At 61.8% G+C, this 20,950-nt stretch carries 24 protein-coding genes and 1 tRNA gene; 13 read left to right on the top strand and 12 right to left on the bottom strand.

All coding sequences use genetic code 11. The features are described from left to right. Window positions 1–34: 34 nt before the first annotated feature. Window positions 35–337 (bottom strand): hypothetical protein, encoded by a 303-nt coding sequence (locus tag ACO07C_RS20420; protein ID WP_421915959.1) that lies wholly within the window; start codon window positions 335–337, stop codon window positions 35–37. A gap of 84 nt (window positions 338–421) precedes the next feature. Here ACO07C_RS20420 and ACO07C_RS20415 point away from each other — a divergent pair, with 84 nt between their 5' ends. Beyond that, window positions 422–637: a hypothetical protein gene (locus ACO07C_RS20415; protein WP_421915958.1), complete on the top strand. Its 216-nt coding sequence runs from the start codon at window positions 422–424 to the stop codon at window positions 635–637. A gap of 142 nt (window positions 638–779) precedes the next feature. On the opposite strand, the gene ACO07C_RS20410 is transcribed toward ACO07C_RS20415, so the two are convergent. Further along, window positions 780–1,142 carry a hypothetical protein gene (locus tag ACO07C_RS20410; protein ID WP_421917574.1) on the bottom strand — a complete coding sequence of 121 codons (363 nt, stop codon included), beginning with the start codon at window positions 1,140–1,142 and terminating at the stop codon, window positions 780–782. A 327-nt stretch (window positions 1,143–1,469) separates the two neighbouring features. Continuing rightward, window positions 1,470–2,192, bottom strand: a complete 723-nt coding sequence (locus ACO07C_RS20405; protein ID WP_421915957.1) for a hypothetical protein — start codon at window positions 2,190–2,192, stop codon at window positions 1,470–1,472. Between the two features lie 477 nt (window positions 2,193–2,669). On the opposite strand from ACO07C_RS20405, the gene ACO07C_RS20400 reads away from it, so the two are divergent. Continuing rightward, window positions 2,670–3,500 (top strand): hypothetical protein, encoded by an 831-nt coding sequence (locus tag ACO07C_RS20400; protein ID WP_421915956.1) that lies wholly within the window; start codon window positions 2,670–2,672, stop codon window positions 3,498–3,500. Window positions 3,501–3,724: 224 nt separating this feature from the next. Here ACO07C_RS20400 and ACO07C_RS20395 read toward each other — a convergent pair whose 3' ends face one another. Beyond that, entirely contained in the window at window positions 3,725–4,690 is a 966-nt protein-coding gene (locus ACO07C_RS20395; RefSeq protein WP_421915955.1) for a formyltransferase family protein, read from the bottom strand. A gap of 590 nt (window positions 4,691–5,280) precedes the next feature. Between ACO07C_RS20395 and ACO07C_RS20390 the strand changes: the two genes are divergently transcribed. Both ACO07C_RS20390 and ACO07C_RS20385 read left to right on the top strand, forming a co-directional pair. Continuing rightward, window positions 5,281–5,592: an SOS response-associated peptidase family protein gene (locus tag ACO07C_RS20390; RefSeq protein ID WP_421915954.1), complete on the top strand. Its 312-nt coding sequence runs from the start codon at window positions 5,281–5,283 to the stop codon at window positions 5,590–5,592. Continuing rightward, on the top strand, window positions 5,589–5,723 hold the full coding sequence (locus ACO07C_RS20385) for a hypothetical protein (RefSeq protein ID WP_421915953.1): 135 nt from the start codon (window positions 5,589–5,591) through the stop codon (window positions 5,721–5,723). The genes ACO07C_RS20390 and ACO07C_RS20385 overlap by 4 nt, the downstream gene beginning before the upstream one ends. Before the next feature lie 188 nt (window positions 5,724–5,911). Here the strand turns inward: ACO07C_RS20385 and ACO07C_RS20380 are convergent, their stop codons facing one another. Next, complete coding sequence (locus ACO07C_RS20380; protein ID WP_421915952.1) at window positions 5,912–6,133, bottom strand: hypothetical protein; 222 nt, start codon at window positions 6,131–6,133, stop codon at window positions 5,912–5,914. A gap of 126 nt (window positions 6,134–6,259) precedes the next feature. Here ACO07C_RS20380 and ACO07C_RS20375 point away from each other — a divergent pair, with 126 nt between their 5' ends. Together ACO07C_RS20375 and ACO07C_RS20370 are read left to right on the top strand one after the other, a co-directional pair. Continuing rightward, a complete protein-coding gene (locus ACO07C_RS20375; protein WP_421915951.1) occupies window positions 6,260–6,832 on the top strand; it encodes a DUF4142 domain-containing protein in 573 nt (190 codons plus the stop codon). 83 nt (window positions 6,833–6,915) lie between these two features. Next, window positions 6,916–7,143, top strand: coding sequence for a hypothetical protein (locus ACO07C_RS20370; protein ID WP_421915950.1), 228 nt, complete (start codon window positions 6,916–6,918; stop codon window positions 7,141–7,143). A 599-nt stretch (window positions 7,144–7,742) separates the two neighbouring features. Here the strand turns inward: ACO07C_RS20370 and ACO07C_RS20365 are convergent. The 3 genes from ACO07C_RS20365 to ACO07C_RS20355 all read right to left on the bottom strand — a co-directional run bounded on the left by ACO07C_RS20365 (window position 7,743) and on the right by ACO07C_RS20355 (window position 8,723). Further along, window positions 7,743–7,817: transfer RNA gene (locus ACO07C_RS20365), tRNA-Glu, on the bottom strand. A gap of 90 nt (window positions 7,818–7,907) precedes the next feature. Beyond that, complete coding sequence (locus ACO07C_RS20360; protein WP_421915949.1) at window positions 7,908–8,315, bottom strand: VOC family protein; 408 nt, start codon at window positions 8,313–8,315, stop codon at window positions 7,908–7,910. 27 nt (window positions 8,316–8,342) lie between these two features. Continuing rightward, window positions 8,343–8,723, bottom strand: a complete 381-nt coding sequence (locus ACO07C_RS20355; protein WP_421915948.1) for a fimbrial protein — start codon at window positions 8,721–8,723, stop codon at window positions 8,343–8,345. A 23-nt stretch (window positions 8,724–8,746) separates the two neighbouring features. Between ACO07C_RS20355 and ACO07C_RS20350 the strand changes: the two genes are divergently transcribed. Both ACO07C_RS20350 and rpoH read left to right on the top strand, forming a co-directional pair. Continuing rightward, a complete protein-coding gene (locus ACO07C_RS20350; protein WP_421915947.1) occupies window positions 8,747–9,787 on the top strand; it encodes an RluA family pseudouridine synthase in 1,041 nt (346 codons plus the stop codon). A gap of 188 nt (window positions 9,788–9,975) precedes the next feature. Continuing rightward, window positions 9,976–10,887: an RNA polymerase sigma factor RpoH gene (gene rpoH / locus ACO07C_RS20345; protein ID WP_421915946.1), complete on the top strand. Its 912-nt coding sequence runs from the start codon at window positions 9,976–9,978 to the stop codon at window positions 10,885–10,887. Between the two features lie 95 nt (window positions 10,888–10,982). On the opposite strand, the gene ACO07C_RS20340 is transcribed toward rpoH, so the two are convergent. From ACO07C_RS20340 to ACO07C_RS20325, 4 genes are all read right to left on the bottom strand, one after another. Then, a complete protein-coding gene (locus tag ACO07C_RS20340) occupies window positions 10,983–11,858 on the bottom strand; it encodes an MBL fold metallo-hydrolase (protein ID WP_421915945.1) in 876 nt (291 codons plus the stop codon). A 141-nt stretch (window positions 11,859–11,999) separates the two neighbouring features. After that, window positions 12,000–12,659 (bottom strand): peroxiredoxin, encoded by a 660-nt coding sequence (locus ACO07C_RS20335; protein ID WP_421915944.1) that lies wholly within the window; start codon window positions 12,657–12,659, stop codon window positions 12,000–12,002. A gap of 180 nt (window positions 12,660–12,839) precedes the next feature. Continuing rightward, complete coding sequence (locus ACO07C_RS20330; RefSeq protein ID WP_421915943.1) at window positions 12,840–13,205, bottom strand: cell division protein ZapA; 366 nt, start codon at window positions 13,203–13,205, stop codon at window positions 12,840–12,842. A gap of 11 nt (window positions 13,206–13,216) precedes the next feature. Beyond that, complete coding sequence (locus ACO07C_RS20325; protein ID WP_006200774.1) at window positions 13,217–13,489, bottom strand: DUF4164 domain-containing protein; 273 nt, start codon at window positions 13,487–13,489, stop codon at window positions 13,217–13,219. A 261-nt stretch (window positions 13,490–13,750) separates the two neighbouring features. Here ACO07C_RS20325 and tkt point away from each other — a divergent pair, with 261 nt between their 5' ends. The 5 genes from tkt to ACO07C_RS20300 all read left to right on the top strand — a co-directional run bounded on the left by tkt (window position 13,751) and on the right by ACO07C_RS20300 (window position 20,881). Beyond that, window positions 13,751–15,742 (top strand): transketolase, encoded by a 1,992-nt coding sequence (gene tkt, locus ACO07C_RS20320; protein ID WP_421915942.1) that lies wholly within the window; start codon window positions 13,751–13,753, stop codon window positions 15,740–15,742. 212 nt (window positions 15,743–15,954) lie between these two features. Further along, window positions 15,955–16,962, top strand: a complete 1,008-nt coding sequence (gap, locus tag ACO07C_RS20315) for a type I glyceraldehyde-3-phosphate dehydrogenase (protein ID WP_421915941.1) — start codon at window positions 15,955–15,957, stop codon at window positions 16,960–16,962. 6 nt (window positions 16,963–16,968) lie between these two features. Next, window positions 16,969–17,532, top strand: coding sequence for a putative glycolipid-binding domain-containing protein (locus ACO07C_RS20310; RefSeq protein WP_421915940.1), 564 nt, complete (start codon window positions 16,969–16,971; stop codon window positions 17,530–17,532). Window positions 17,533–17,694: 162 nt separating this feature from the next. Then, window positions 17,695–19,569 carry a potassium/proton antiporter gene (locus tag ACO07C_RS20305; RefSeq protein ID WP_421915939.1) on the top strand — a complete coding sequence of 625 codons (1,875 nt, stop codon included), beginning with the start codon at window positions 17,695–17,697 and terminating at the stop codon, window positions 19,567–19,569. 115 nt (window positions 19,570–19,684) lie between these two features. Continuing rightward, window positions 19,685–20,881, top strand: a complete 1,197-nt coding sequence (locus ACO07C_RS20300) for a phosphoglycerate kinase (protein ID WP_421915938.1) — start codon at window positions 19,685–19,687, stop codon at window positions 20,879–20,881. Window positions 20,882–20,950: the final 69 nt, after the last annotated feature.

Here is a 20,950-nt window from a genome sequence, read left to right as displayed (position 1 = left end):
GTAGCCCGGTATACTGTCCCAGTATAACGCGCTTTCAAAGCGTCGCCGCGCCTTTCATGGGCTCCTTGGCACCGAGTTTTTCCAGCGCGAAGCGCACCTGGCGCAGTTCGTCCTGCCAGCCGTCGTCGTCGCTCATCGGGCTTTCCGAGGCTGCCCGCTGCAGCCCTCTTGCCTCGGTCTCGATATCCCGAAGCTCCGCGATCTTCTGCTCGGTGGACAAAGAGCTGTCCTCGACAATCTCGTGTACCCTCATTTCCCTGAACGTGGCCATGGCAACTGCTCCTGGTTGATCGCCAATCACAACGCCGTGAATGCCCATGCGTTCCGGCAGGCTCAAGATCCCGCCCAACTCGTCTTGCCGGCCGCGCACTGTGCAACCTTTGCCCCTTTTCCGCGTTTACGCACGGGAAGGAGAACGAAGATGTCGATCCACTTCACGGTATCGGGCCTGACCAGAAACCTGTTTCATTCGCTCGGGCTCGATTATGAGCGCGCACCGCGCCCCCTCAATGCCGAGCAAAGCCTGTTGCTCGAATGCTATCTGGCGGGCCAAATCCCTGAGTCGGCCTGGAACGACTATGTCTTCGAGACGCCGGAACTGGCTCGGCACGTCAATGCGAGGCGAAACCAGCACTGAAATGCGCGGCTCGAACCGTTTTTTAGAGCCGCCCGAAACCGGGGGGTTGGCACTGCGGCGACATGAATTCGATCTGAATCGGTTGAGCCCAAGCCCCGCCCTAGACAAAGTCCAGCCTCTACTTAAACAGTTCAGTCGATTTTCACTTGGACGCGAACTGCAACGTGAAGACGGTGCCGCCAATTCCCTTGGCCAACGTCGGGGAAAAGGTCAGTGGCAGGCATTGCGCCAACGCCGAGGTCGCCGCATCCACGAATGATTTCCGCGCCTTTGCGTCGCCTTGGACATGAATGGCGGTGGGCCGGGGTGGTCCGATCAGCGTACCGTCGCGTTTGAAGCTGAAGCTCAATGTGACAGTGGAATTCTTGACACCCGATGGCGGAGTCCAGCAGGCGCGGATCGCGGCCCCCACATCGTCCATGGTGTTGAGCGTGGCGGCTTTCGACAATCCGGCTGTCCCCAGGACGATCGAAACCGCCATGATCAGTGTTGCAGAAGCTCGCATCGCCAAGCCCTTCCCCATACACGCGGCACACCTGTCAGGATGTATGGTAGAGCAGGCTTCGACGATGGCAATACGCGTCGTCATCATGCTTTTGTGCACGCTCTCTCGCCCCGCGCCCAACCCGCGGCACGTGCGAAAACGGCGGCATGAAAAGCAAAAGGCCGGCACGAGGCCGACCTTTCATTCCACCTCGCCAGTTCGCGCCAGTACATCCGTGGTCGCGGGCGGAAAGTGGATCACCAGCCCAGTAGACAGGGAAATGGTTAACGAAATCTTAATGTCGCCTGACCGTCGTGACCGGTCAGGCGTTGGCGACGCGCCACAAAACTACTGCGGCTGCTTTTCGTTTTCAGCGGCGCGGAAACCCGAGGCTGTCGCGTCGGATTCGCAGATATACGCGCCTTGTTTCGTGTTCCCGTAGTTCCGGCTGCCGGCGAAGTGGAAAATCTTCGACTTCAGGTTCACCCAAACCACCGTGCCGGCTGGGCAACGGGCCTTCGCCTGGCCCTCGGTGGCGAACTGGTTGGCGCCGGTTGGCGTTCCGGCCACCGATGGTGCCGGCACGGTCTTGGTCCGGGTTGTTGAGGAAGGCTTGGCCGGAGCCGTCGTGGCGGGCGCCGTTGCCGGCGCGGCTGTCGGGGCCGCCGTCGTACCCTGCCCTACTGGGATCACTTCGGTTCCGGCGCGGCAGGCGGCGACGAAATCCTTCTTGGTCTCGCCGGACTTCTTGATGGCGTCCTTGTTGGCCGCGTACTCGGCGTCGCATGCCTTCGCCGTCTTCACGTCCCCGGCGGTTGCACTGCTCGTCGTCTTGGCAGGAGCCGTCGTCGTGGCCGGCGCCACACCAGGCGTGGCATCGGTGCCGGCGCGGCACGCGGCAATAAAATCCGCCTTCTTCTGGCCGGAAGCCTGAATCGCCGGTTTGTTGGCGGCGTATTCGGCATTGCAATCCTTGGCGGTCTTGGTGGCGGCCATCACGGCACCGGGCACAAATGCCAGGGTCACCGCGACCGCAACGATCGAAAGCATGGGGGCAAACTTCACGCGCATCGCAGAACTTCCTTCCTTGCGTGGAGGTGATCCTGGGGACACCGCTCCACGACGTTACTCTCCAGGACCGCAAGCCCCGCCGCCAGGCAACAACGGGCAGCGGGCGTCGGGGTTTTGGGGCCCCTATCAAGTCGCGGAAGCGCAGACGATCAGCCGCTCCCCTTCGTTATAGCGGCGGCGATCGGGGCGAGCGACTTACGGATTCGTAAGGAAACGGCGGTGCGGGGAGACCGCTCGCGCTTGCGAAGCCCGGACGCGATGACTGATTGGAAAGGCCCGGGGCTAGCGGAGCAAGCCGGCTCGCAAACTACCGTGACAGCTACGGTTCAGCCGTTGCACCCGTTTGCTATCTCGGCCTATGTTCGTCCTGGGGTGATGGGGACCGCGATGGACGACAAGAGCCGGAAATTTGCGGCGCCGACCGGATCGGCAGGCGACCAGGAGGCCTCGATACCGGGGCGTGGAGGCTGACAACCGATGCATGCCGATCATTTCGGCTACATCGCGTTCGGCCAAGACGAACTCTATGCCCTTGGCGCTCTTTTCAGCGCCTTGCGGCTCCTGCATTATTGTCCGAACGCCAGTATCAAGGTCCTGACCGACAGGCCTGATATTTTTCATGGCTATCCGATCGAGACCATGGAACTCACCCCGCGGCGAATGGAGGAGACCTCCTTTGGCGGCAGGTACAAGTTCGGCATCAAGGCCGCTGGCACCATTGAATTGTTGAAGCGGTGCGATCGGCTGTTTGTCATGGATACCGACATCTACCCGGCCGGCGACATCTCGAAATGTTTCGACAGGATTTCCCCGTCGCGATCCATAATGTGGCGTCGCGAAGGGCGTGCACCGCGGCCGTTCCGCTCCCTTGACGGGAAAGGCATTGCGCTTGACGGCCGCATCCTGACGGGAACCGAAACGATGTGGGCGAGCGCGGTGCTCGGGATCCATCGCGACAATGTCTCGAGACTGGTGCACGCATACACCACCGTTGAGCAGATGATCGGCATCGTGCGGGCGCATACTCCGGAGCAGTTCTGCATAGGGATCGCGTTGTCGAGCGACGGCCGCAAGATCAGCCGTCACAAGCTCCCACTGCGGAACTACACCACCAAGGGCAAGAAGCTGTTTGCGCGCCAGCGGATCAAGTCATTTTTCGATGCGAATGGCCATTTGAGCGTAAACCAGCAGATCGACAACGCCTCGAACTACAGGGTCTCGCGGACACCGGCCGATTTATGGGACCAGCGGCACATATGGTCGTTTGGGTGGGCCGACAGGCTGTTGCGCCGCAAAGTGCGGCGATAGATATCCCGATCTCGTCGCAAGTCCCCTGCGTTGCATATCCGACCCCTTCGGCTGTCATTCACTCCCGTTTCGGCCCTGTCCGAGAAATCTTCACCCCGCACCTGAACTATCGTCCCATATTGTCTGGCACTGCAGGCATTCAGAAGAACTATTGGTCGCGATCAGCGAATAGCCGAAGTGGCTCCGGGATTTTCGCGGGCAACTGCCTGAGGGTTCGAAGGGGGTTAGATGTCGCGCTCGAAGCGTTGCCATATTTTCACGAGCCGTTTGATCGTGCGGCTATAGGTCAGGTGCACCACTCGACCGTTAGCCAGATCGAACGAGACAGCGCCCCATCGCCTTACTGGCGGTTTCCCTGTTGCCGGTCCGAGTGTTCGAATGCGGAAGGCCAAGCGAACCGCGGCATCGCCCACCGTGAGATAGATGCCTGGAGCAAGACCAAGCACGGTCCATAGCCGTGTCACGTGTTCAATCGACATGTTCGTCGAGACCAACGTATGTGACATGTCGATGCGAGCCCAGGTGAAATCGCCAGTTGGCTGCGGCGCTCCGGTCAGTTCCCCTCGACAATAAGCGGTTGCGGATTCACTCACAACAATCCGCATTGCTTCGGCATGGGCTTTGACAAGTGCCTGCCTCGATAGCCATGCCTTCGCGGCAACGGGCACTTGGGCCAGGATGTCGCCTTCGTCGAACCTGGGTGTCATCTTGTGCAAGGTAACGCCACCAAAGGCATCCTGCTGCTGGTCTACGACCATCCGGTGCAGAGGGTGGGGACCGCGATAGTGAGGCAGCAGCGACGGGTGGAGATTCAGCCCACCATTTGGAAACAGGCCGAGTAGGCTTTGCGGGATGATCGCCGGAAATGCGAAGCAGATAAGGACATCCGCCGCGATTTCGGACAATTGGCGGCCGAGCTTGTCCCAATCATAAGGTCTGCCGAACTCGATCAATTCGAAATCGGGCAATCCGAAATCGGTTTTGCCAAGATACCGCGACAGGTGCTTTCCGCGCTGCAGTTTGCGTCGGAAATTGCCAATACTGAAGCGCCCGCGCTTCGGTCGCAGAGCAGGAACCACAATCGCCTTGATGCTGTTCCCGCGCTCAAGCCAGCCTGCGAGCAATGGCCCGCTATAGTCAGAGATCTCCAGCACGAATACTGCGGAGATGGGAGCGGCCGGCGTACTCACCGTGTGTCCGCCGGCGCCCACACCGTACTATCAAGTTGGTGTCTTACTCGGTCCCGATGTCGACACCACGGCGGTGACTTGGGAAAGTCGCTCACGCTTGATCAGTGTCGGCTTCTCGTACTTCTTCATGGGAACCCCCTTGGTTGCGGTTTTCCCCTCAATACGACGCAGGGTGCATTGAGGCGCTGACGGTTGTCAACCTCCCTGAAAAGGGCCCGCCACCGTCAGGCGGCGGGCAAGAGAGGAGTAGCTGGGATCAACCAGCGTATGATCAACGAGCGGCGGGAAGGTTGGTTGCGAGGCAATTGAGCAGGCAAGACGCGGCGGTGGAGCGATCTGGAACCGCTGCGCCAGCGGAGCTGGAAGAACGGTAGCTCGCCGAATTGATGAAGAGCCTTGATGGGTCGGCCGAGGGACTGCGGAGAATCAAGGAAGGTGCAAAGGTTCGGCCGCGATGACGAACCCCGGGACAACATCGCGCCGACACAGGATGTGCCGTTCGTGACCGCCGGCGAGAACGGGAGCCATCCTCTTCGCGAGGGTCGATGGTGGTTGGTCCCCTCTGGGCAAGGGAGTTGCCCAAGGCGGCCATGTTCAATTCCAGAATCGAGGGCATCGATACCGCGCCGGCATTCCGGGACGCCTTCAAATCCAAGCGCTGCCTGATCCCCAGCGGACGGCTCTATGAACGGACCGTCTCGCCGGCCGACGAGCCAGGGCATGCGCCGTTCTCGTTTGCCGCGCGATGGGCCTACAATTCCCATCTCGACATCACGAATTGCGCGATCATCACCGTACCCGCCGGCGCCATCAAGAGTCAGTTGCACGACCGGCAGCCCGTCATCCTCGACGCAGCCTACTTGATGTCTGGCTGGACCCGGCGACGCCGAAGGATGGTTTGAAGGACATACTCGTTCAAGACATCGACGACGATCTGCAATTCAACCGCGTCGGACGCGAGGTGAACACGACCGTCATCAGCAAGCTGCGCAACGACCACCCCGGCCTCATCGGACCGGTCAACCCGCTATGAGCGACGAGCCCGCCAGGTTAGCCGGAGGCATGATGCCCGTAACCCGAGAGCGCGTTACGACGCTTGGTCATTTTCCCGAGCATCCAGGGTGCGGGAAGGTCGGCGGTTGGGGCTTTGCAAAGCCCAGGCAGGAGCCTCACTGGTTCTGCTTCGAGCACCGCTGCGATGGCGACGATTAGCTCTGATTGCTACTCCGGGATGCCTGCATCGTAGTGCACGATCGCGTCGAGGATCGTTCTATAGAGGCTGGCGACCTCCTCGTCGATTTCTTCCCGCTTGATGCCGAGGGACTTCGAATCCGCGAACAACTTGTTAGTGAGTTCGTCGACCGAGATGACGTCCGCGTTCGTCGCCGCTGGAATGTTGCTGACGATCCACTGGTCCAGGAAGTTGATGCCGCGTGTGCTCATTGAGCCTTAAGCTCGACCCGAACCTTCGGTTCCGGGAGGTACGCCCAACGATACCAACTCGCCCCCCGAACCCATCCGGGGAACGTTTGATTGCTTCGCTCGTTGCCGGGCGAAAGGAGAACGTCCATGATAAAGCCCGGTCTCATTGCGGCTGTAGCCGCCATTGCGATACTACCATCGCTTGCCCTGGCGCAATCTGATGCTGGCAAGTCCGTTCCCACCATCCCGGCAACGCAGATCGAACCCAGAAAGGTAGCCACTCCCCTCGAATTCGTCTCGACGGCTTCGTCGGGTAATTCATTCGAGATCGACTCCGGCAACCTAGCCCTGAAGAAGGCCCAGTCCGCAGAGGTGAAGGCTTTCGCCAAGACCATGGTTGACGATCATTCCCAAGCCCAACAGGAGCTGGTGGGCCTGGCGACGAACGAGACGGTCGAGTTCGGCAAGCCCGCTCCCGACGGCGAGCAGCAAGGCATGCTTGGCAAGTTGGACACCGTCAAGGGCAGCGATTTTGACGTCATGTATGTCGAAACGCAGATCTACGCCCACCAGCGCGCGATATCCCTCTACAAGGGTTATGCGCAGGGTACTTCCCCTCTCAACCAGTTTGCCGCCAAGACCTTACCGACGATTGTGATGCATTACCAAATAGTGCTAGACCTTGGCCAGAAACTGAAAGTCAAACCTGTGGCTCAATAGTAGACTGTTGGCTGAACACCTGCATGGAACCTCATGAGTACCCGCAAGTTCGCACTATGAGGGATAACCAGTAGGAGACAATGATGAACACGACTTTCGACCATCGCCAAGACACCTCAATCCAGCCTGTCGGCACATTTACGCCAAATGCCCACGAGCATCGCCTTCCCTACGAAGCCGATACGCAGCACTTCTCGGAGGCTGTCCTGAACAGCCCGATGTTCGAGGGCAAGGACGTTGCCGGCATCATAGGGGCTGCGGTGATGACGCTCGGTCCGCTGGCGGCCTACTCGCTTGGCCTGGGCTTTTGATGAGACGGGCGTCCGGAGCGAAAGGCTCCGGACAACCGTGGCAAAGCGCATGGCGTCATGAACCACTATGAGGGAAGCGGGCCTGAGACAACACCGAGTTCAGGTGCCGATTCCATAGCCAACTAAAAAGCCCGCCAGCGCGAGCCGACGGGCGTTGGTCGTTTTGATGGGGCGATCGCAAAAGCCCGCGACTATTCTAGTCAGGGACGGGCGGCGGGACAACCGGGCCTGACGGCGTCGATTGAGCAGTAACCCGCGACAGGCGCTCGCGCTTGATCAATATCGGCTTCTCATACTTTTTCACATTACCCCCTAAGTTGCAGTTTATCCCTCAATAGGGCGTAAGTTGCATTGCCTAGGCGGGGATTGTCAAGCCGACGATATTATGTGCCTGCTGCGAGACTCAGGTTCGAGGTTGAAGCGGCCCGCAAAGCAAGCGGCTTTCTCCTGATTCGCTTCTTTGGCCTCAAGCCAGTGACCGGGCCCCCATGAGAGCAAATGACAGCATCGCCAGCCCATCCCGAAATAGGCTCGGAAATGGCGTTCACAAACGGCTTATTTGACGATTTTCGGAGGGCTTCACTAAGTAATTTATTTATTGGTACGCCCAAGGGGAATCGAACCCCTGTTCCCGCCGTGAGAGGGCGGTGTCCTGACCGCTAGACGATGGGCGCGTTCAAGAACCGGCGATATAGGCTGACGGCGGGCAAAAAGCAACTGGCCTTCGGACAGCTTTATTGTATCGCCGACAGGCCGATGGAAGGCTATCGTTTCGGCTCGATCAGGTCCCAGAGGTTTCCATGGAGATCGGCGAAAACCGCAACCGTGCCATAGGCTTCATGACGTGGCGCCTCACGGAATTCGACTCCTTTTTCGAGCATCATCGCGTGATCGCGGGCAAAGTCGTCGGTTTCGAGGAACAGAAACACGCGGCCGCCGGTCTGGTTACCGATGCTTTTCCTCTGCGCGTCATCGGACGCCTCGGCGAGAAGCAAGCTGGCGCCCAGTCCGTCGGCCGGTGACACCGTGACCCAGCGCTTGCCGCCGCCGAGATCGACATCTTCCGTAAGGACGAAGCCCAGCCTGCCGACATACCAGGCGATCGCCTCGTCGTAATCAGCAACGACAAGAGCGATAGTGGCGATACGGCGATTGCCTGCGAACCTGGTCATCTGTCGTGGCCAACCAATGTTGCGAACTCATTTGTTGCGGATTGCAAATCGTCCGATGATGCGGCGCTCAACCATGTCATAGACGAAGATTGTGCGGCTGCCGTCGGCAAGCTCCGCATCGATGGACAGGCGATTGCCGGAGAGCGACTGGCTGATCACCTTTGCGCCCACGGGCAGCACGACGTCGCCACTGACCGGTTCGCCAGCCGGCGCCTGGAAATCGCTAGCCGGCTGCGCGGCGGGCGCTGCGATGCGCGCTTTGTAGACAAGGGCTCCGATCACCACCATAAGGGCGAGGAACAGAATGCCGAGATTGATGACGATGAAGCGGACGAGTTTCTTCCGCACCTTTTCGACCTCGGGGTCGAGCGGCTTCTCTTCATCTTGCTCGACAGGTGGCCTGGCCATGGCAGAATTCCGGAATGTTATCGATGAGCGCTCATAACGAAGAGACCCAGAAATTCATAGAGGCTGCGCCGGCGGTACTGGAGGCAGGCCCGGATGCCGTCGGACAGCGCCTCGACCAGTGGCTGGCGGCCAAGCTTGGGCCGGATATGTCGCGCAGCCGCGTGCAGATGCTGATCAAGCAGGGCGCCGTCACGGTCAACGGCAAGCCTGTGGATGAAACCAAGCGCAAGATGACCGCTGGCGAGAGCGTATCGGTGGCCATGCCGGAGCCGGAGCCCGCCGAACCGCAAGGCGAGAACATCGCGCTCGATGTGCTCTATGAAGACGATGAGTTGATCGTCATCAACAAGCCGGCGGGGCTTGTCGTGCATCCAGGCGCCGGCAACTGGACGGGAACGCTGGTCAACGCGCTGATTCATCACTGCGGCGAAAGTCTTTCCGGCATCGGCGGCGTGCGGCGGCCGGGCATCGTCCACCGCCTCGACAAGGAGACCAGCGGCGTCATGGTTGTGGCCAAGACAGACCGCGCCCACAAGGCGCTGTCGGAGGCCTTCGCCGATCATGGCCGAACCGGCGATCTGGAGCGTGCCTATCTGGCGCTGGTCTGGGGCATCCCGCAAAGGCCTACGGGAACGGTCGATGCGCCGCTTGGCCGCGCCGCCGACCGCGTCCGCCGCGCCGTGGTGCCGGAGGGCCGCGACGACGCCCGACACGCCATCACGCATTTTACCGTGGTGGAGCGCTTTGGCGAGAAACAGCAGGAATTCGCGACGGCAAGCCTCGTCGAATGCCGGCTTGAAACCGGCCGCACCCACCAGATCCGCGTCCACATGGCCCATATCGGCCACCCGGTGGTCGGCGACCCCGATTATGGCCAGGCCTTCCGAACCAAGGTCAACCGGCTGCCCGAACCGCTGAAAAGCGAGGTGAAGGCATTTCCGCGGCAAGCTTTGCATGCCCGCCTCCTTGCATTTCGCCATCCGGCTACCCATCTAACGATGAGGTTCGAGGCACCTATACCGAGGGACATGGAGGCACTCGTGGTTGGCTTTCGCGAGCTCTGAACCTGCCATCAAAAAACCTGACTGGCATTGTTCACTTCAGCGTGACACACTGTTTCGTGTTGAACAAATGCCTGTATTTTCTGGTTTTGTTCCTGTATAAATCCACTGTCGCGGGCGAGCCTTTGGTGCTCGCGTCACATGCCCGCCGCGTTTCGGGGGCATCACTCCAATAGAGAGGGGGCGCTATCATGGCCCAGTCATTACCCAGTATCGTTTCCGGCGAAGGCGGCCTCAGCCGCTACCTGGAAGAAATCCGCCGCTTTCCCATGCTTCAGCCGCAGGAAGAGTACATGCTCGCCAAGCGTTATGCAGAGCATGAAGACACCAGCGCCGCGCACAAGCTCGTCACCAGCCACCTTCGGCTCGTCGCCAAGATCGCCATGGGCTATCGCGGCTACGGCCTGCCGATCGGCGAGGTGATTTCGGAAGGCAATGTCGGCCTGATGCAGGCCGTCAAGAAATTCGAACCCGAGCGTGGCTTCCGCCTCGCGACCTACGCCATGTGGTGGATCAAGGCCTCGATCCAGGAATACATCCTGCGCTCGTGGAGCCTGGTCAAGATGGGTACGACCGCCAACCAGAAGCGCCTGTTCTTCAACCTGCGCAAGGTGAAGGGCAAGATTCAGGCGCTGGACGACGGCGACTTGAAGCCTGATCAGATCACCGAGATCGCAACCCGCCTAAACGTGTCCGAGGCGGAAGTCGTGTCGATGAACCGTCGCCTGTCCGGCGACGCCTCGCTCAACGCGCCGATCCGGGCCAGCGAAGGCGAATCCGGCGAATGGCAGGACTGGCTGGTCGATGACCATGAAAGCCAGGAAGACATGCTGATCGAGCAGGACGAGCTGGAAAACCGGCGCGGCATGCTGTCGGGCGCGCTTGCCGTGCTCAATGATCGCGAGCGGCGCATCTTCGAGGCACGTCGCCTCGCCGAGGAGCCGCTGACGCTGGAAGAGCTGTCGGCCGAGTTCGACATCAGCCGCGAGCGCGTGCGCCAGATCGAGGTGCGCGCCTTCGAGAAGGTGCAGGATGCCGTCAAGGCCGCCGCCAAGCGCCAGACGCAGGCGCTGCGCACCATCGAGGCACAGCCGGCGGCGTAAGCCAGCCAAGGCAATCAAGCAAACGGCGGCGTCAGGAAACTGGCGCCGCTTTTTTGTGTCTGGCAGTCGAGAGGCAAACCGGGCGCGACCTTACCTCATAGCCCATCCAGCGGAAACTTGAGGTACCGCCGGCCATTGGCTTCCGGCTCCGGCAGCCGCCCCCCATTCATGTTGACCTGCAACGCGTGCAGGATGAGCCTGGGCATCGGCAATGTCCGGTCACGCGCCTCGCGCAGCGCCACGAAATCCGATTCCGTCTCGCAGGCAGCAATGTGAATGTTGGCTGCCTTCTGTTCCGCGACCGTGCTTTCCCACAACGGCTCGCGCCCGCCGCCGGCTTGATAGTCGTGGCCGACGAAAACCCGCGTATCATCGGGCAGCGCCAGAATGTGCTGGATCGACCGCCAGAGCCGCGCTGCACTGCCGCCGGGAAAGTCGGCCCTGGCCGTGCCGCTGTCCGGCATGAACAGCGTATCATGAACGAAGGCGGCGTCTCCGATCACATAGGTGATCGAGGCCAGCGTATGCCCCGGCGAAAACATGACCCTTGCCGGAATGCCGCCGATCGAAAAAACCGCGCCATCGGCGAACAGCCTGTCCCACTGCGACCCGTCGGCGGGGAAGTCCGGCCAGTTGTAGATGGCTTTCCACAATCGCTGAACGTCGACGATCCCCTGACCGATCGCCGCCGGCGCTCCGGTCTTCCGCTTCAGATAGTAGGCGGCCGACAAATGGTCGGCATGCGGATGGGTGTCGAGGACCCATTCCACCTCAAGCTGGCTTTCCCCGATGAAATCAAGCAGGGCGTCGGCGGACCTTGTCGCGATCGCGCCGGACTTCTCGTCGAAGTCAAGAACCGGGTCGATGATGGCGCATCGCCGCGTACCCGGATCGGCAACCACATACTGGATTGAGCCACTTGGCTTGTCGTAGAAGCCCCTTACCTGAGGCTTGGCTAATGCTGCGCCCAATTCCGCCTCCCCCCTCCGCCAGGAATGATTTTCCCTATAGGAGCCGAAGAAGAGGATGGTTGTCCACTAACAGTGCCCAGTCAAGCATCGTTTGGCTCGCTGAAGCTATAACGCCGAAATGTCCCGTAACAACGGAAGTGTTCAGGCAGCCGGCTGCTTGGTCTTGCGCAGGTATGGCAGGATCGTCTCATAGGCGCCGAACCGCTCGATCGCGTCCTCGTTGGAAACGGCGGCCGTGATGATCACGTCCTCACCCTGCTTCCAGTTCGCCGGCGTCGCCACCTGGTGCTTGGCGGTGAGCTGCATGGAATCGACCGCCCGCAGGATCTCGTCGAAGTTGCGGCCCGTCGTCATCGGATAGGTCAATACCAGCTTGATCTTCTTGTCGGGGCCGATGACGTAGACCGAGCGCACGGTGGCGTTGTCGGCGGGCGTGCGTCCTTCCGAAGTCTCGCCGGCACTCGCAGGCAGCATGTCATAGAGCTTGGCAACCTTGAGATCCTTGTCGCCGATCAGCGGATAGTTAACCGATTGACCCGTCGCCGTCTTGATGTCGTCCTTCCATTTGCCGTGGCTTTCCACCGGATCGACCGAAATGCCGATGATCTTGACATTGCGTTTCTTGAACTCGCCCTCCAGCCCGGCCATCGTGCCAAGCTCGGTCGTGCAGACCGGCGTGAAATTTTTTGGATGGCTGAACAGGATCGCCCAGCCGTCGCCGATCCATTCGTGGAACTTGATCGTTCCTTGCGTGGTCTCGGCGGTGAAATCGGGCGCGATATCGTTGATGCGAAGACTCATGGCGTGCTCCTACCCTTGTGGTGTTGCCGCAAAATAACCAGCCGTCGGCTCTGCCGACCTTTCTAGCACCCCGGCGCCATCCTTCAAAACGTGGAGGCATCAATCACCGGCGCTGCTGGCGAAAAAATTTCGCCCTTTGCCGGGAAATGAGGCAGGAATTTCCGTGCAGGGAGTGGCGGCCTAGGCTTTCGGCATCGCCAGCGCGGTGGCCAGATCTTCCATGCGCTGGGCAAGCGCGCCAAGCGCCCCCGTCAGCACGCTGTCGTTCTTGTCCGCCTTGGTCAGCGCATCGTCGCGCGTCTTGCGCAGCGTCACGACTTCGCTCTCCATCCCGGCGATACGCTTTTGGAGTTCGGAGAGTTCGTCCATGACCATGATGCCGGCCATGACGGTCAGCCGCTGGTCGCCGATTTCGCCGAAGGAATCCTTCAGATGCGACACATAGCGGTCGAAGCGCTCGGCAAGGTCGATGAGATGCTCTTCCTGGCCCTCGTCGCAGGCCATGCGATACTGCTTGCCGTCGATGGAAACCGTGACCTGTGCCATTGGGCCAGCCCCTACCTGTCCAACACAGCGCGGATGGTTTCCATGGCGGTCACCAGCCGGCGCGACACTTCCTTGTTGGCATCTTCCAGCCGTTCGGCGCGTGCTTCGGAATTGTCGAGTTCCTGCGCCAGCCTTGAACGGTCCGCGTTCATCCGCTGCACCTCGGCCTCGGCTTCCGAATAGTCCCGCTCATGCTCGAGCTTGGCCGCGACGGCGTTCTCCAGCCCCTCGATGGCCTTGCCCAGCCTGGCAATGACTTCTTTCAGTGTCGTTTCCCCGGTCATGGCCTTCGTCCTGTGCCCTGCCCATCACCGAATCGCTCGCGTTCAGAACGCGTTATCCAAGAAACATTACGCGCCGTGTTAAGCGCACGTCAATAAACCTCTCGCGACTGTCCCCCGCTAAGGCTAATGTGCCGGCCTGACGCCCATCACAAGACAGGCAAAAGCGCACCGATTTGTTGACTAAAAGGCCGCGCCTGCTATGTGTCGCGGCACCTTTTCAAGGGCTTTCCCTATGCCCGAAACCCCCACCACGGAGGAAACATGAGCTCGCGCGAACAACATGACCGGATGGCGAACGCGATCCGTTTTCTCGCCATGGACGCCGTCGAGAAGGCAAATTCCGGCCATCCCGGCCTGCCCATGGGCTGCGCCGACATCGCCACGGTGCTGTTCACGCGTTTCCTGAAATACGATCCGAAGAACCCCCATTGGCCCGACCGCGACCGCTTCATCCTGTCGGCCGGACATGGCTCGATGTTGCTCTATTCGCTGCTGTATCTGACCGGCTACGAAGACATGACAATCGACCAGATCAAGAATTTTCGCCAGTTGGGGTCGAAGACGGCGGGGCATCCGGAATACGGCCATGCCACAGGCATCGAGACCACCACCGGCCCGCTCGGCCAGGGCCTCGCCAATTCGGTCGGCTTCGCGCTCGGCGAGCGCATCATGAACGCTGCCTTCGGCAATGACCTCGTCGACCACTATACCTATGTTCTGGCCGGTGACGGCTGCCTGATGGAAGGCATTTCGCAGGAAGCCATCGCGCTTGCCGGGCACCTCAAGCTCAACAAGCTGATCGTCTTCTGGGACAACAACAACATCTCGATCGACGGTCCTGTCTCGCTTTCCGACAACACCGATCAGGTTGCCCGTTTCCAGGCATCGGGTTGGAATGCCCGCCATATCGACGGCACGGATCCGGAAGCCATCGCCTACGCCATCGAGACCGCCCGTCATTCCGACAAGCCGACGATGATCGCCTGCAAGACGACCATCGGCTTCGGCGCGCCGACCAAGGCCGGCACCAACAAGGCGCATGGTTCGCCGCTCGGCGCGGACGAGATCGCCGGTGCGCGTAAATTCTTCAACTGGGAGTCACCGCCCTTCGAGATTCCTGCCGACATCCTCGACGCCTGGCGCGCGGCCGGCAAGGCTGGCGTCAAGCCGCGCACCGACTGGGAAGGCTGCCTGGCCAAGGCCGACGCGAAGCTGCGCGGCGAATTCGAGCGCCGCGTCTCCGGCAAGCTGCCGGCCAACTTCGATGCCGTCATCGCCGACTACAAGAAGAAGCTCTCGGCCGACAAGCCGAAGGTCGCCACCCGCAAATCGTCGGAAATGGCGCTGGAAGTGATCAATGGCGCGGTGCCCGAGACCATCGGCGGCTCGGCCGACCTGACCGGCTCCAACAACACCAAGACCAGCCAGACCAAGAACATCACCCCGGACGACTATGGCCAGCGCTATGTCCACTACGGCATTCGCGAGCATGGCATGGCCGCCGCGATCAATGGCCTGACGCTGTATGGCGGCATCATCGCCTATGGCGGCACCTTCCTGTGCTTCTCCGACTACGCGCGTCCGGCCATGCGGCTGTCCTCGCTGATGGGCATCCGCTCGATCTTCGTCATGACCCATGATTCCATCGGCCTGGGTGAAGACGGCCCGACCCACCAGCCGGTCGAGCATCTGGCGGCGCTGCGGGCCATCCCGAACCACAATGTCTTCCGCCCGGCAGACGCGGTCGAGACCGCCGAATGCTGGCAATTGGCCCTCGAGTCGGAGAAGACGCCTTCGACGCTGGCGCTGACCCGCCAGAACCTGCCGACGGTGCGCACCGAATTCGTCGCCGAGAACCTGAGCGGCCGGGGCGCTTACGAGCTGGCCGCCGCCAGCGGTGAAGCCGCCGTGACGATCTTCGCCACCGGTTCGGAGATCGAGATCGCGCTCGCAGCCCGCGACCAGTTGGAAAAGCACGGCTACCCGACCCGTGTCGTTTCTGTTCCCTGCTTCGAACTGTTCGACAAGCAGAGCGACGACTACCGCAAGAAGACGATCGGCAACGCACCGGTCAAGATGGCGATCGAAGCAGGCATCCGTCAGGGCTGGGATCATCTCATCGGCTCGGACGGCATCTTCATCGGCATGACCGGCTTCGGCGCCTCGGGCACGATCGAGCAGCTCTATCCGCATTTCGGCATCACCGCCGATGCAGCCGCCAAGGCGGCGGAGGCCCGCCTGCACGGCAAGTGAGATTTGTGCATGTCGCCCCAAAATACCCGGTTGTCTTGGGACGGCGACACGCACGAAACAAAATGATCCGGCGAAATCGCGCAGAGCGATTCCGCCGGGCTGGCCTAACCTAATCGATTTAAATCCATGCCGCTGCGGCTGGATTCTTTCCGCTTACGCCGCTATGAAGCTGCGGACCCCTCGTCTGCCCTCCATCTCCCAGGGAGAGAAAAATGACCGTCAGAGTTGCCATCAACGGATTCGGCCGCATCGGCCGCAACATCCTGCGCGCCATCCATGAATCCGGCCGCAAGGACATCGAAGTCGTCGCCGTCAACGATCTCGGCCCGGTCGAGACCAATGCGCACCTGTTGCGCTACGACAGCGTGCACGGTCGCTTTCCGCATGAAGTCTCGGTCTCCGGCGACCAGATCACCGTCGGCAAGGAAAAGTTCAAGGTCACCGCGATTAAGGATCCGTCGCAGTTGCCGTGGAAGGAACTGGGCATCGACATCGCTCTCGAATGCACCGGCATCTTCACCGCCCGCGACAAAGCCGCGGCGCACCTGACCGCCGGCGCCAAGCGCGTGGTGGTTTCGGCCCCGGCCGAAGGCGCCGATCTCACCGTGGTCTACGGCATCAACCACGACAAGCTGACCAAGGACCACATCGTCATCTCGAATGCCTCCTGCACCACCAACTGCCTGGCGCCGCTGGCAGCGGTGCTGCACGAGACGGTCGGCATCGAAAAAGGCATGATGACGACGATCCACTCCTATACGGGCGACCAGCCGACGCTGGACACCATGCACAAGGACCTCTACCGCGCCCGCGCCGCGGCTTTGTCGCAGATCCCGACCTCGACCGGTGCGGCCAAGGCGATCGGCCTCGTCCTGCCCGACCTCAAGGGCAAGCTCGATGGTATTTCCATCCGCGTGCCGACCCCGAACGTCTCGGTCGTCGACTTCAAGTTCATCGCCAAGCGTGCGACGACCGTGCAAGAAATCAATGACGCGGTGATCGCCGCCTCGAACGGCAAGCTCAAGGGCATACTGGGCGTCACCCATCACCCGAACGTCTCGATCGACTTCAACCACGATCCGCGTTCGTCGATCATGGCGCTCGACCAGACCAAGGTCATGGACGGCAACTTCGTTTCGGTCCTTTCCTGGTACGACAATGAGTGGGGCTTCTCCAACCGCATGTCGGACACCGCCGTCGCCTTCGGCAAGACCATCTGAGGGCACGTGTTCGACGCGCTGACCTCGCGCACGATACGCTGGAGCCCGGTGCAAGGCACCGGGCTTGAACATCTCACGCTGCGCCCCGACGCCGGCGGCATCGTTGCCGAAAGCGTCGTCATCGGAGAGCGCGGCGAAAAGCCTTACGGACTGAATTACCGGATCGATTGCGACACCAACTGGTGCGTGCGCGCGTTCAGGATTCTGACGACGGACGGCCGGGGCCTTGCCTTGCTCTCGGACGGAGCTGGCCACTGGCGCAGTCTTGGCGGCAAGCCGCGTCCGGAATTCGACGGCTGCCTGGACATCGATCTGGCCGGCACGCCCTTCACCAACACCTTGCCCATCAGACGGCTCGAGCTGAAGCCGGAAGCCGGCACGGTCCAGCTCGACATGCTCTACGTGCCTTTCGACGATTTCGTGCCCTTCAGGGATGCCCAGCGCTACACCTGCCTGCAGGCTGGACGGCTTTATCGCTACGAGGCCGCCGATCGGACTTTCGCCGCCGACCTCCCGGTGGACGGGCACGGCGTGGTCGGCGACTACCCCACCCTTTTCCGGCGCGTCTGAGACGCCGCCGCGCCGTCTTCGCCGTGTTCCCGGCGCGGCATCCGCAAACCGGAAAATCAGCGGCATAGGTCAAAAAACCTCCCTGCCGCCTTGCACTGGTCATGTCTTCGCCCCACTCTCACGCAAAGCGGGAAACAGAGGAATTCGAGGGGCAAATCACGGATGGAGCATGCGATCTATCTCGTCACGCTGGTGGGCACAGCGCTTGTCGTTGCCGCCGCGTTTTCGAGCTTGATCGCCTTTCGCTTCGGTGCCCCTCTCCTGCTGCTCTTCCTGTGCATCGGTCTTGCCACCGGCACCGACGGCCTCGGCATCCAGTTCGACAATGCGCGCGTGGCATATTTTGCCGGCTCACTTGCGCTTGCCGTCATCCTTTTCGATTCGGGCTTCGGCACGCCGCTCAATGCATTGCGCCAGGCAGCGGGACCCGCGCTTTCGCTGGCAACGGCCGGGGTGCTCCTCACCACCGGACTGTTCGGCGCCGCCGCCCATTACCTCCTCAGCCTCACCTGGCTGGAATCCTTCCTGCTCGGAGCGGCGGTCGCCTCGACCGACGCGGCCGCGGTGTTCTTCCTGTTGCGCGCCGGAGAGATCAATCTTCGCGAACGCGTGCGCTCCACGCTCGAGGTGGAATCCGGCACCAACGATCCGATCGCCATCTTCCTGACCATCACCCTGGTCGAGATCATCGCCGCACACGCCAACCCCGAGACCAATGTGCTGGTCGTCAATCTCGTGCTGGGCTTCCTTCTCAACATGGGCCTCGGTGCTGTCGTCGGCGTGCTCGGCGGCCTCGCCATCGTGCGGCTCGTCGATCGGCTCAATCTCGACCACGGCCTGTTGCCGATCTTCGTGCTCACCCTGTCGCTGATGGTCTTTGCCGCCGCCGGCGCCATTGGCGGCTCCGGTTTCCTGGCTGTCTATCTCGCCGGATTGATCGCCGGCAATTCCGACATCCGCGCCGTCACCATCCTCAAGCGTTTCCAGGACGGCATGTCATGGCTGGCGCAGATCATCATGTTCCTGATTCTCGGTCTGTTCGCGACGCCTTCGCAGTTCCCGGCCATCATGCTGCCGGCCATAGGGCTTGGCCTGTTCCTGATGTTCGTCGCACGGCCGATCGCGGTCTGGCTCTGCCTGATCCCCTTCCGCCTGCCCCGCCCGGAAGTCGCCTTCGTGTCCTGGGTCGGCCTGCGCGGCGCGGTGTCGATCCTGCTTGCCATCACCCCGCTGCTCGGCGGGCTCGAAAACGGCCGCATCATCTTCAACACCGCCTTCATCATCGTGCTGGTGTCGCTGGTCATCCAGGGCTGGACCGTCGGACCGCTGGCGCGCCGCCTCGGCCTCATCGTGCCGGCCCGCCTTGGCCCCCTGGACAAGGTCGAACTGGAACTGCCCGGTTCGGCCCACCACGAGCTTCTGGCCTATCGCGTGGCGCCCGGCAGCCCGGTCGCGCGCGGCGAGCGCATTCCGCGCTGGGCGCGTCCCTCGCTGGTGTTGCGCGACGGGCGCTCCATGCGGTTCCAGGACATGGGCCGGCTGGCCGCCGGCGATCAGGTTTATATCTTCGTGCCCGACCGCTATCCGCGCCTGCTTGACAAGCTGTTCGCCAGCCGCGCCGTGGTCGACCCGGAGGATGCGGATTTCTTCGGCGCCTTTGCCGTCGATCCGGCACGCTCGGCCGCCGAACTGGAGGCCGCCTATGCGCCGGGCCTCACTGAAGCAGAACAAAAGCTCACCATCGGCGCCCTGGTCACGGCGCGGCTCGGCGGCCATGCCGAATATGCCGACCGCGTGTTGCTTGGTCCGATCGAACTGATTGTCCGCGACGTCGACGACAAGGGCAAGATCATCGGGCTCGGCCTGTCCTTCGAGCCGACAGCGCCAGTGGCCCGGGTGCCGGTCTTCCTCAGCGCCGGCGAGATGGGCGACCGTCTCAGCGCCTTCATCCGCAACTGGCGCAAGCCGACCGAGACGCAGATCGCCGAGGCGCGAGAGACGCCTGCGGTACCGCCTGTTTCTGAAAAGACGGAATAGGGCCGGTTCCTTCCGCCCGCACAACATCAAATTTTCCGCGGGCTTGCGCCGTAAGCCTTGCATCATCGATGGTGCGGGGTAATGTCCCGGCGATTTTCGCGCGAAAGGAACCAGCATGGCTGCCTTCAAGACACTCGACGACATCGGCGACATCAGCGGCAAACGCGTGCTGGTGCGCGTCGATCTGAACGTTCCCGTCGCCAGCGGCAAGGTCACCGACGCCACCCGCATCGAGCGCATAGCGCCGACCATCGCGGAACTGTCCGGCAAGGGCGCCAAGGTCATCCTGCTCGCCCATTTTGGCCGCCCCAAGGACGGCCCCTCGGCGGAATTCTCGCTGGAGCCGATCGCCAGGGCGACTGCCGATGTGCTCGGCCGCCCCGTCGGCTTCGCTTCCGATTGCACTGGCGACACGGCGGCAAGCGCCGTCGCGGCCATGAACAAGGGCGACGTCTTGCTGCTTGAGAACACCCGCTTCTACAAGGCGGAGGAAAAGAACGACCCGGCCTTCACCGAGAAGCTCGCCGCCAATGGCGACATCTTCGTCAACGACGCCTTCTCGGCGGCGCACCGCGCCCATTCGTCGACGGAGGGCCTGGCGCGACTGCTGCCGGCCTTTGCCGGCCGCACCATGCAGGCTGAACTCGAAGCGCTTGAAAAAGGCCTGGGCAATCCGGTCCGGCCCGTCGTTGCCATCGTTGGCGGCGCCAAGGTGTCGACAAAGATCGACCTCCTGATGAACCTTGTGAAGAAGGTCGATGCCCTGGTCATCGGCGGCGGCATGGCCAACACTTTCCTTGCAGCGCGCGGCACCGATGTCGGCAAATCCCTGTGCGAGCATGACTTGGCCAAGACCGCCAAGCAGATCATGATCGAGGCAGCGGAATCGGGCTGCGCCATCATCCTGCCGGTCGATGGCGTCGTCGCCCGGGAATTCAAGGCGGGCGCCGCCTCCGAAACAGTGGCCATCACCGACGTGCCGGCCGACGGCATGATTCTGGACGTTGGCGAGAAGACCGTCAGAACAATTGGCGAATGGATCGATCGCGCCGCCACGCTGGTCTGGAATGGTCCGCTCGGCGCTTTCGAGATCGAGCCGTTCGATCATGCGACCGTGGCCACTGCCAGGCATGCGGCGGAACGCACGAAGGCCGGTAAGCTGGTCTCCGTCGCCGGTGGCGGCGACACGGTGGCGGCTCTCAATCACGCTGGCGTCGCCGACGATTTCACCTATGTCTCGACCGCCGGCGGCGCCTTCCTGGAGTGGATGGAGGGCAAGCCGCTGCCTGGCGTTGACGTGCTGAAGAAATAGGTTTTGCCGGATCGGCGGCACCTGCGGCAGGCGCCGGAAACTTTCAATCGATTCGAGCTTTCCGATGCC

Origin of the sequence: Mesorhizobium sp., assembly GCF_965229135.1 — a bacterium.
GTDB lineage: Bacteria > Pseudomonadota > Alphaproteobacteria > Rhizobiales > Rhizobiaceae > Mesorhizobium.
This window is presented reverse-complemented; position numbering and strand designations above follow the sequence as displayed.

Excerpts from the sequence above, each read along its gene's own strand:
- ACO07C_RS20325 (WP_006200774.1), bottom strand. The coding sequence starts at position 13,489 with ATGACCGGGGAAACGACACTGAAAGAAGTCATTGCCAGGCTGGGCAAG.
- gap (WP_421915941.1), top strand. The coding sequence starts at position 15,955 with ATGACCGTCAGAGTTGCCATCAACGGATTCGGCCGCATCGGCCGCAAC.
- ACO07C_RS20300 (WP_421915938.1), top strand. The coding sequence starts at position 19,685 with ATGGCTGCCTTCAAGACACTCGACGACATCGGCGACATCAGCGGCAAA.
- ACO07C_RS20305 (WP_421915939.1), top strand. The coding sequence starts at position 17,695 with ATGGAGCATGCGATCTATCTCGTCACGCTGGTGGGCACAGCGCTTGTC.
- ACO07C_RS20410 (WP_421917574.1), bottom strand. The coding sequence starts at position 1,142 with ATGCGAGCTTCTGCAACACTGATCATGGCGGTTTCGATCGTCCTGGGG.
- tkt (WP_421915942.1), top strand. The coding sequence starts at position 13,751 with ATGAGCTCGCGCGAACAACATGACCGGATGGCGAACGCGATCCGTTTT.
- ACO07C_RS20335 (WP_421915944.1), bottom strand. The coding sequence starts at position 12,659 with ATGAGTCTTCGCATCAACGATATCGCGCCCGATTTCACCGCCGAGACC.
- ACO07C_RS20370 (WP_421915950.1), top strand. The coding sequence starts at position 6,916 with ATGAACACGACTTTCGACCATCGCCAAGACACCTCAATCCAGCCTGTC.
- ACO07C_RS20350 (WP_421915947.1), top strand. The coding sequence starts at position 8,747 with ATGAGCGCTCATAACGAAGAGACCCAGAAATTCATAGAGGCTGCGCCG.
- ACO07C_RS20415 (WP_421915958.1), top strand. The coding sequence starts at position 422 with ATGTCGATCCACTTCACGGTATCGGGCCTGACCAGAAACCTGTTTCAT.
- ACO07C_RS20380 (WP_421915952.1), bottom strand. The coding sequence starts at position 6,133 with ATGAGCACACGCGGCATCAACTTCCTGGACCAGTGGATCGTCAGCAAC.
- ACO07C_RS20400 (WP_421915956.1), top strand. The coding sequence starts at position 2,670 with ATGCATGCCGATCATTTCGGCTACATCGCGTTCGGCCAAGACGAACTC.
- ACO07C_RS20375 (WP_421915951.1), top strand. The coding sequence starts at position 6,260 with ATGATAAAGCCCGGTCTCATTGCGGCTGTAGCCGCCATTGCGATACTA.
- rpoH (WP_421915946.1), top strand. The coding sequence starts at position 9,976 with ATGGCCCAGTCATTACCCAGTATCGTTTCCGGCGAAGGCGGCCTCAGC.
- ACO07C_RS20360 (WP_421915949.1), bottom strand. The coding sequence starts at position 8,315 with ATGACCAGGTTCGCAGGCAATCGCCGTATCGCCACTATCGCTCTTGTC.
- ACO07C_RS20405 (WP_421915957.1), bottom strand. The coding sequence starts at position 2,192 with ATGCGCGTGAAGTTTGCCCCCATGCTTTCGATCGTTGCGGTCGCGGTG.
- ACO07C_RS20330 (WP_421915943.1), bottom strand. The coding sequence starts at position 13,205 with ATGGCACAGGTCACGGTTTCCATCGACGGCAAGCAGTATCGCATGGCC.
- ACO07C_RS20390 (WP_421915954.1), top strand. The coding sequence starts at position 5,281 with ATGTTCAATTCCAGAATCGAGGGCATCGATACCGCGCCGGCATTCCGG.
- ACO07C_RS20355 (WP_421915948.1), bottom strand. The coding sequence starts at position 8,723 with ATGGCCAGGCCACCTGTCGAGCAAGATGAAGAGAAGCCGCTCGACCCC.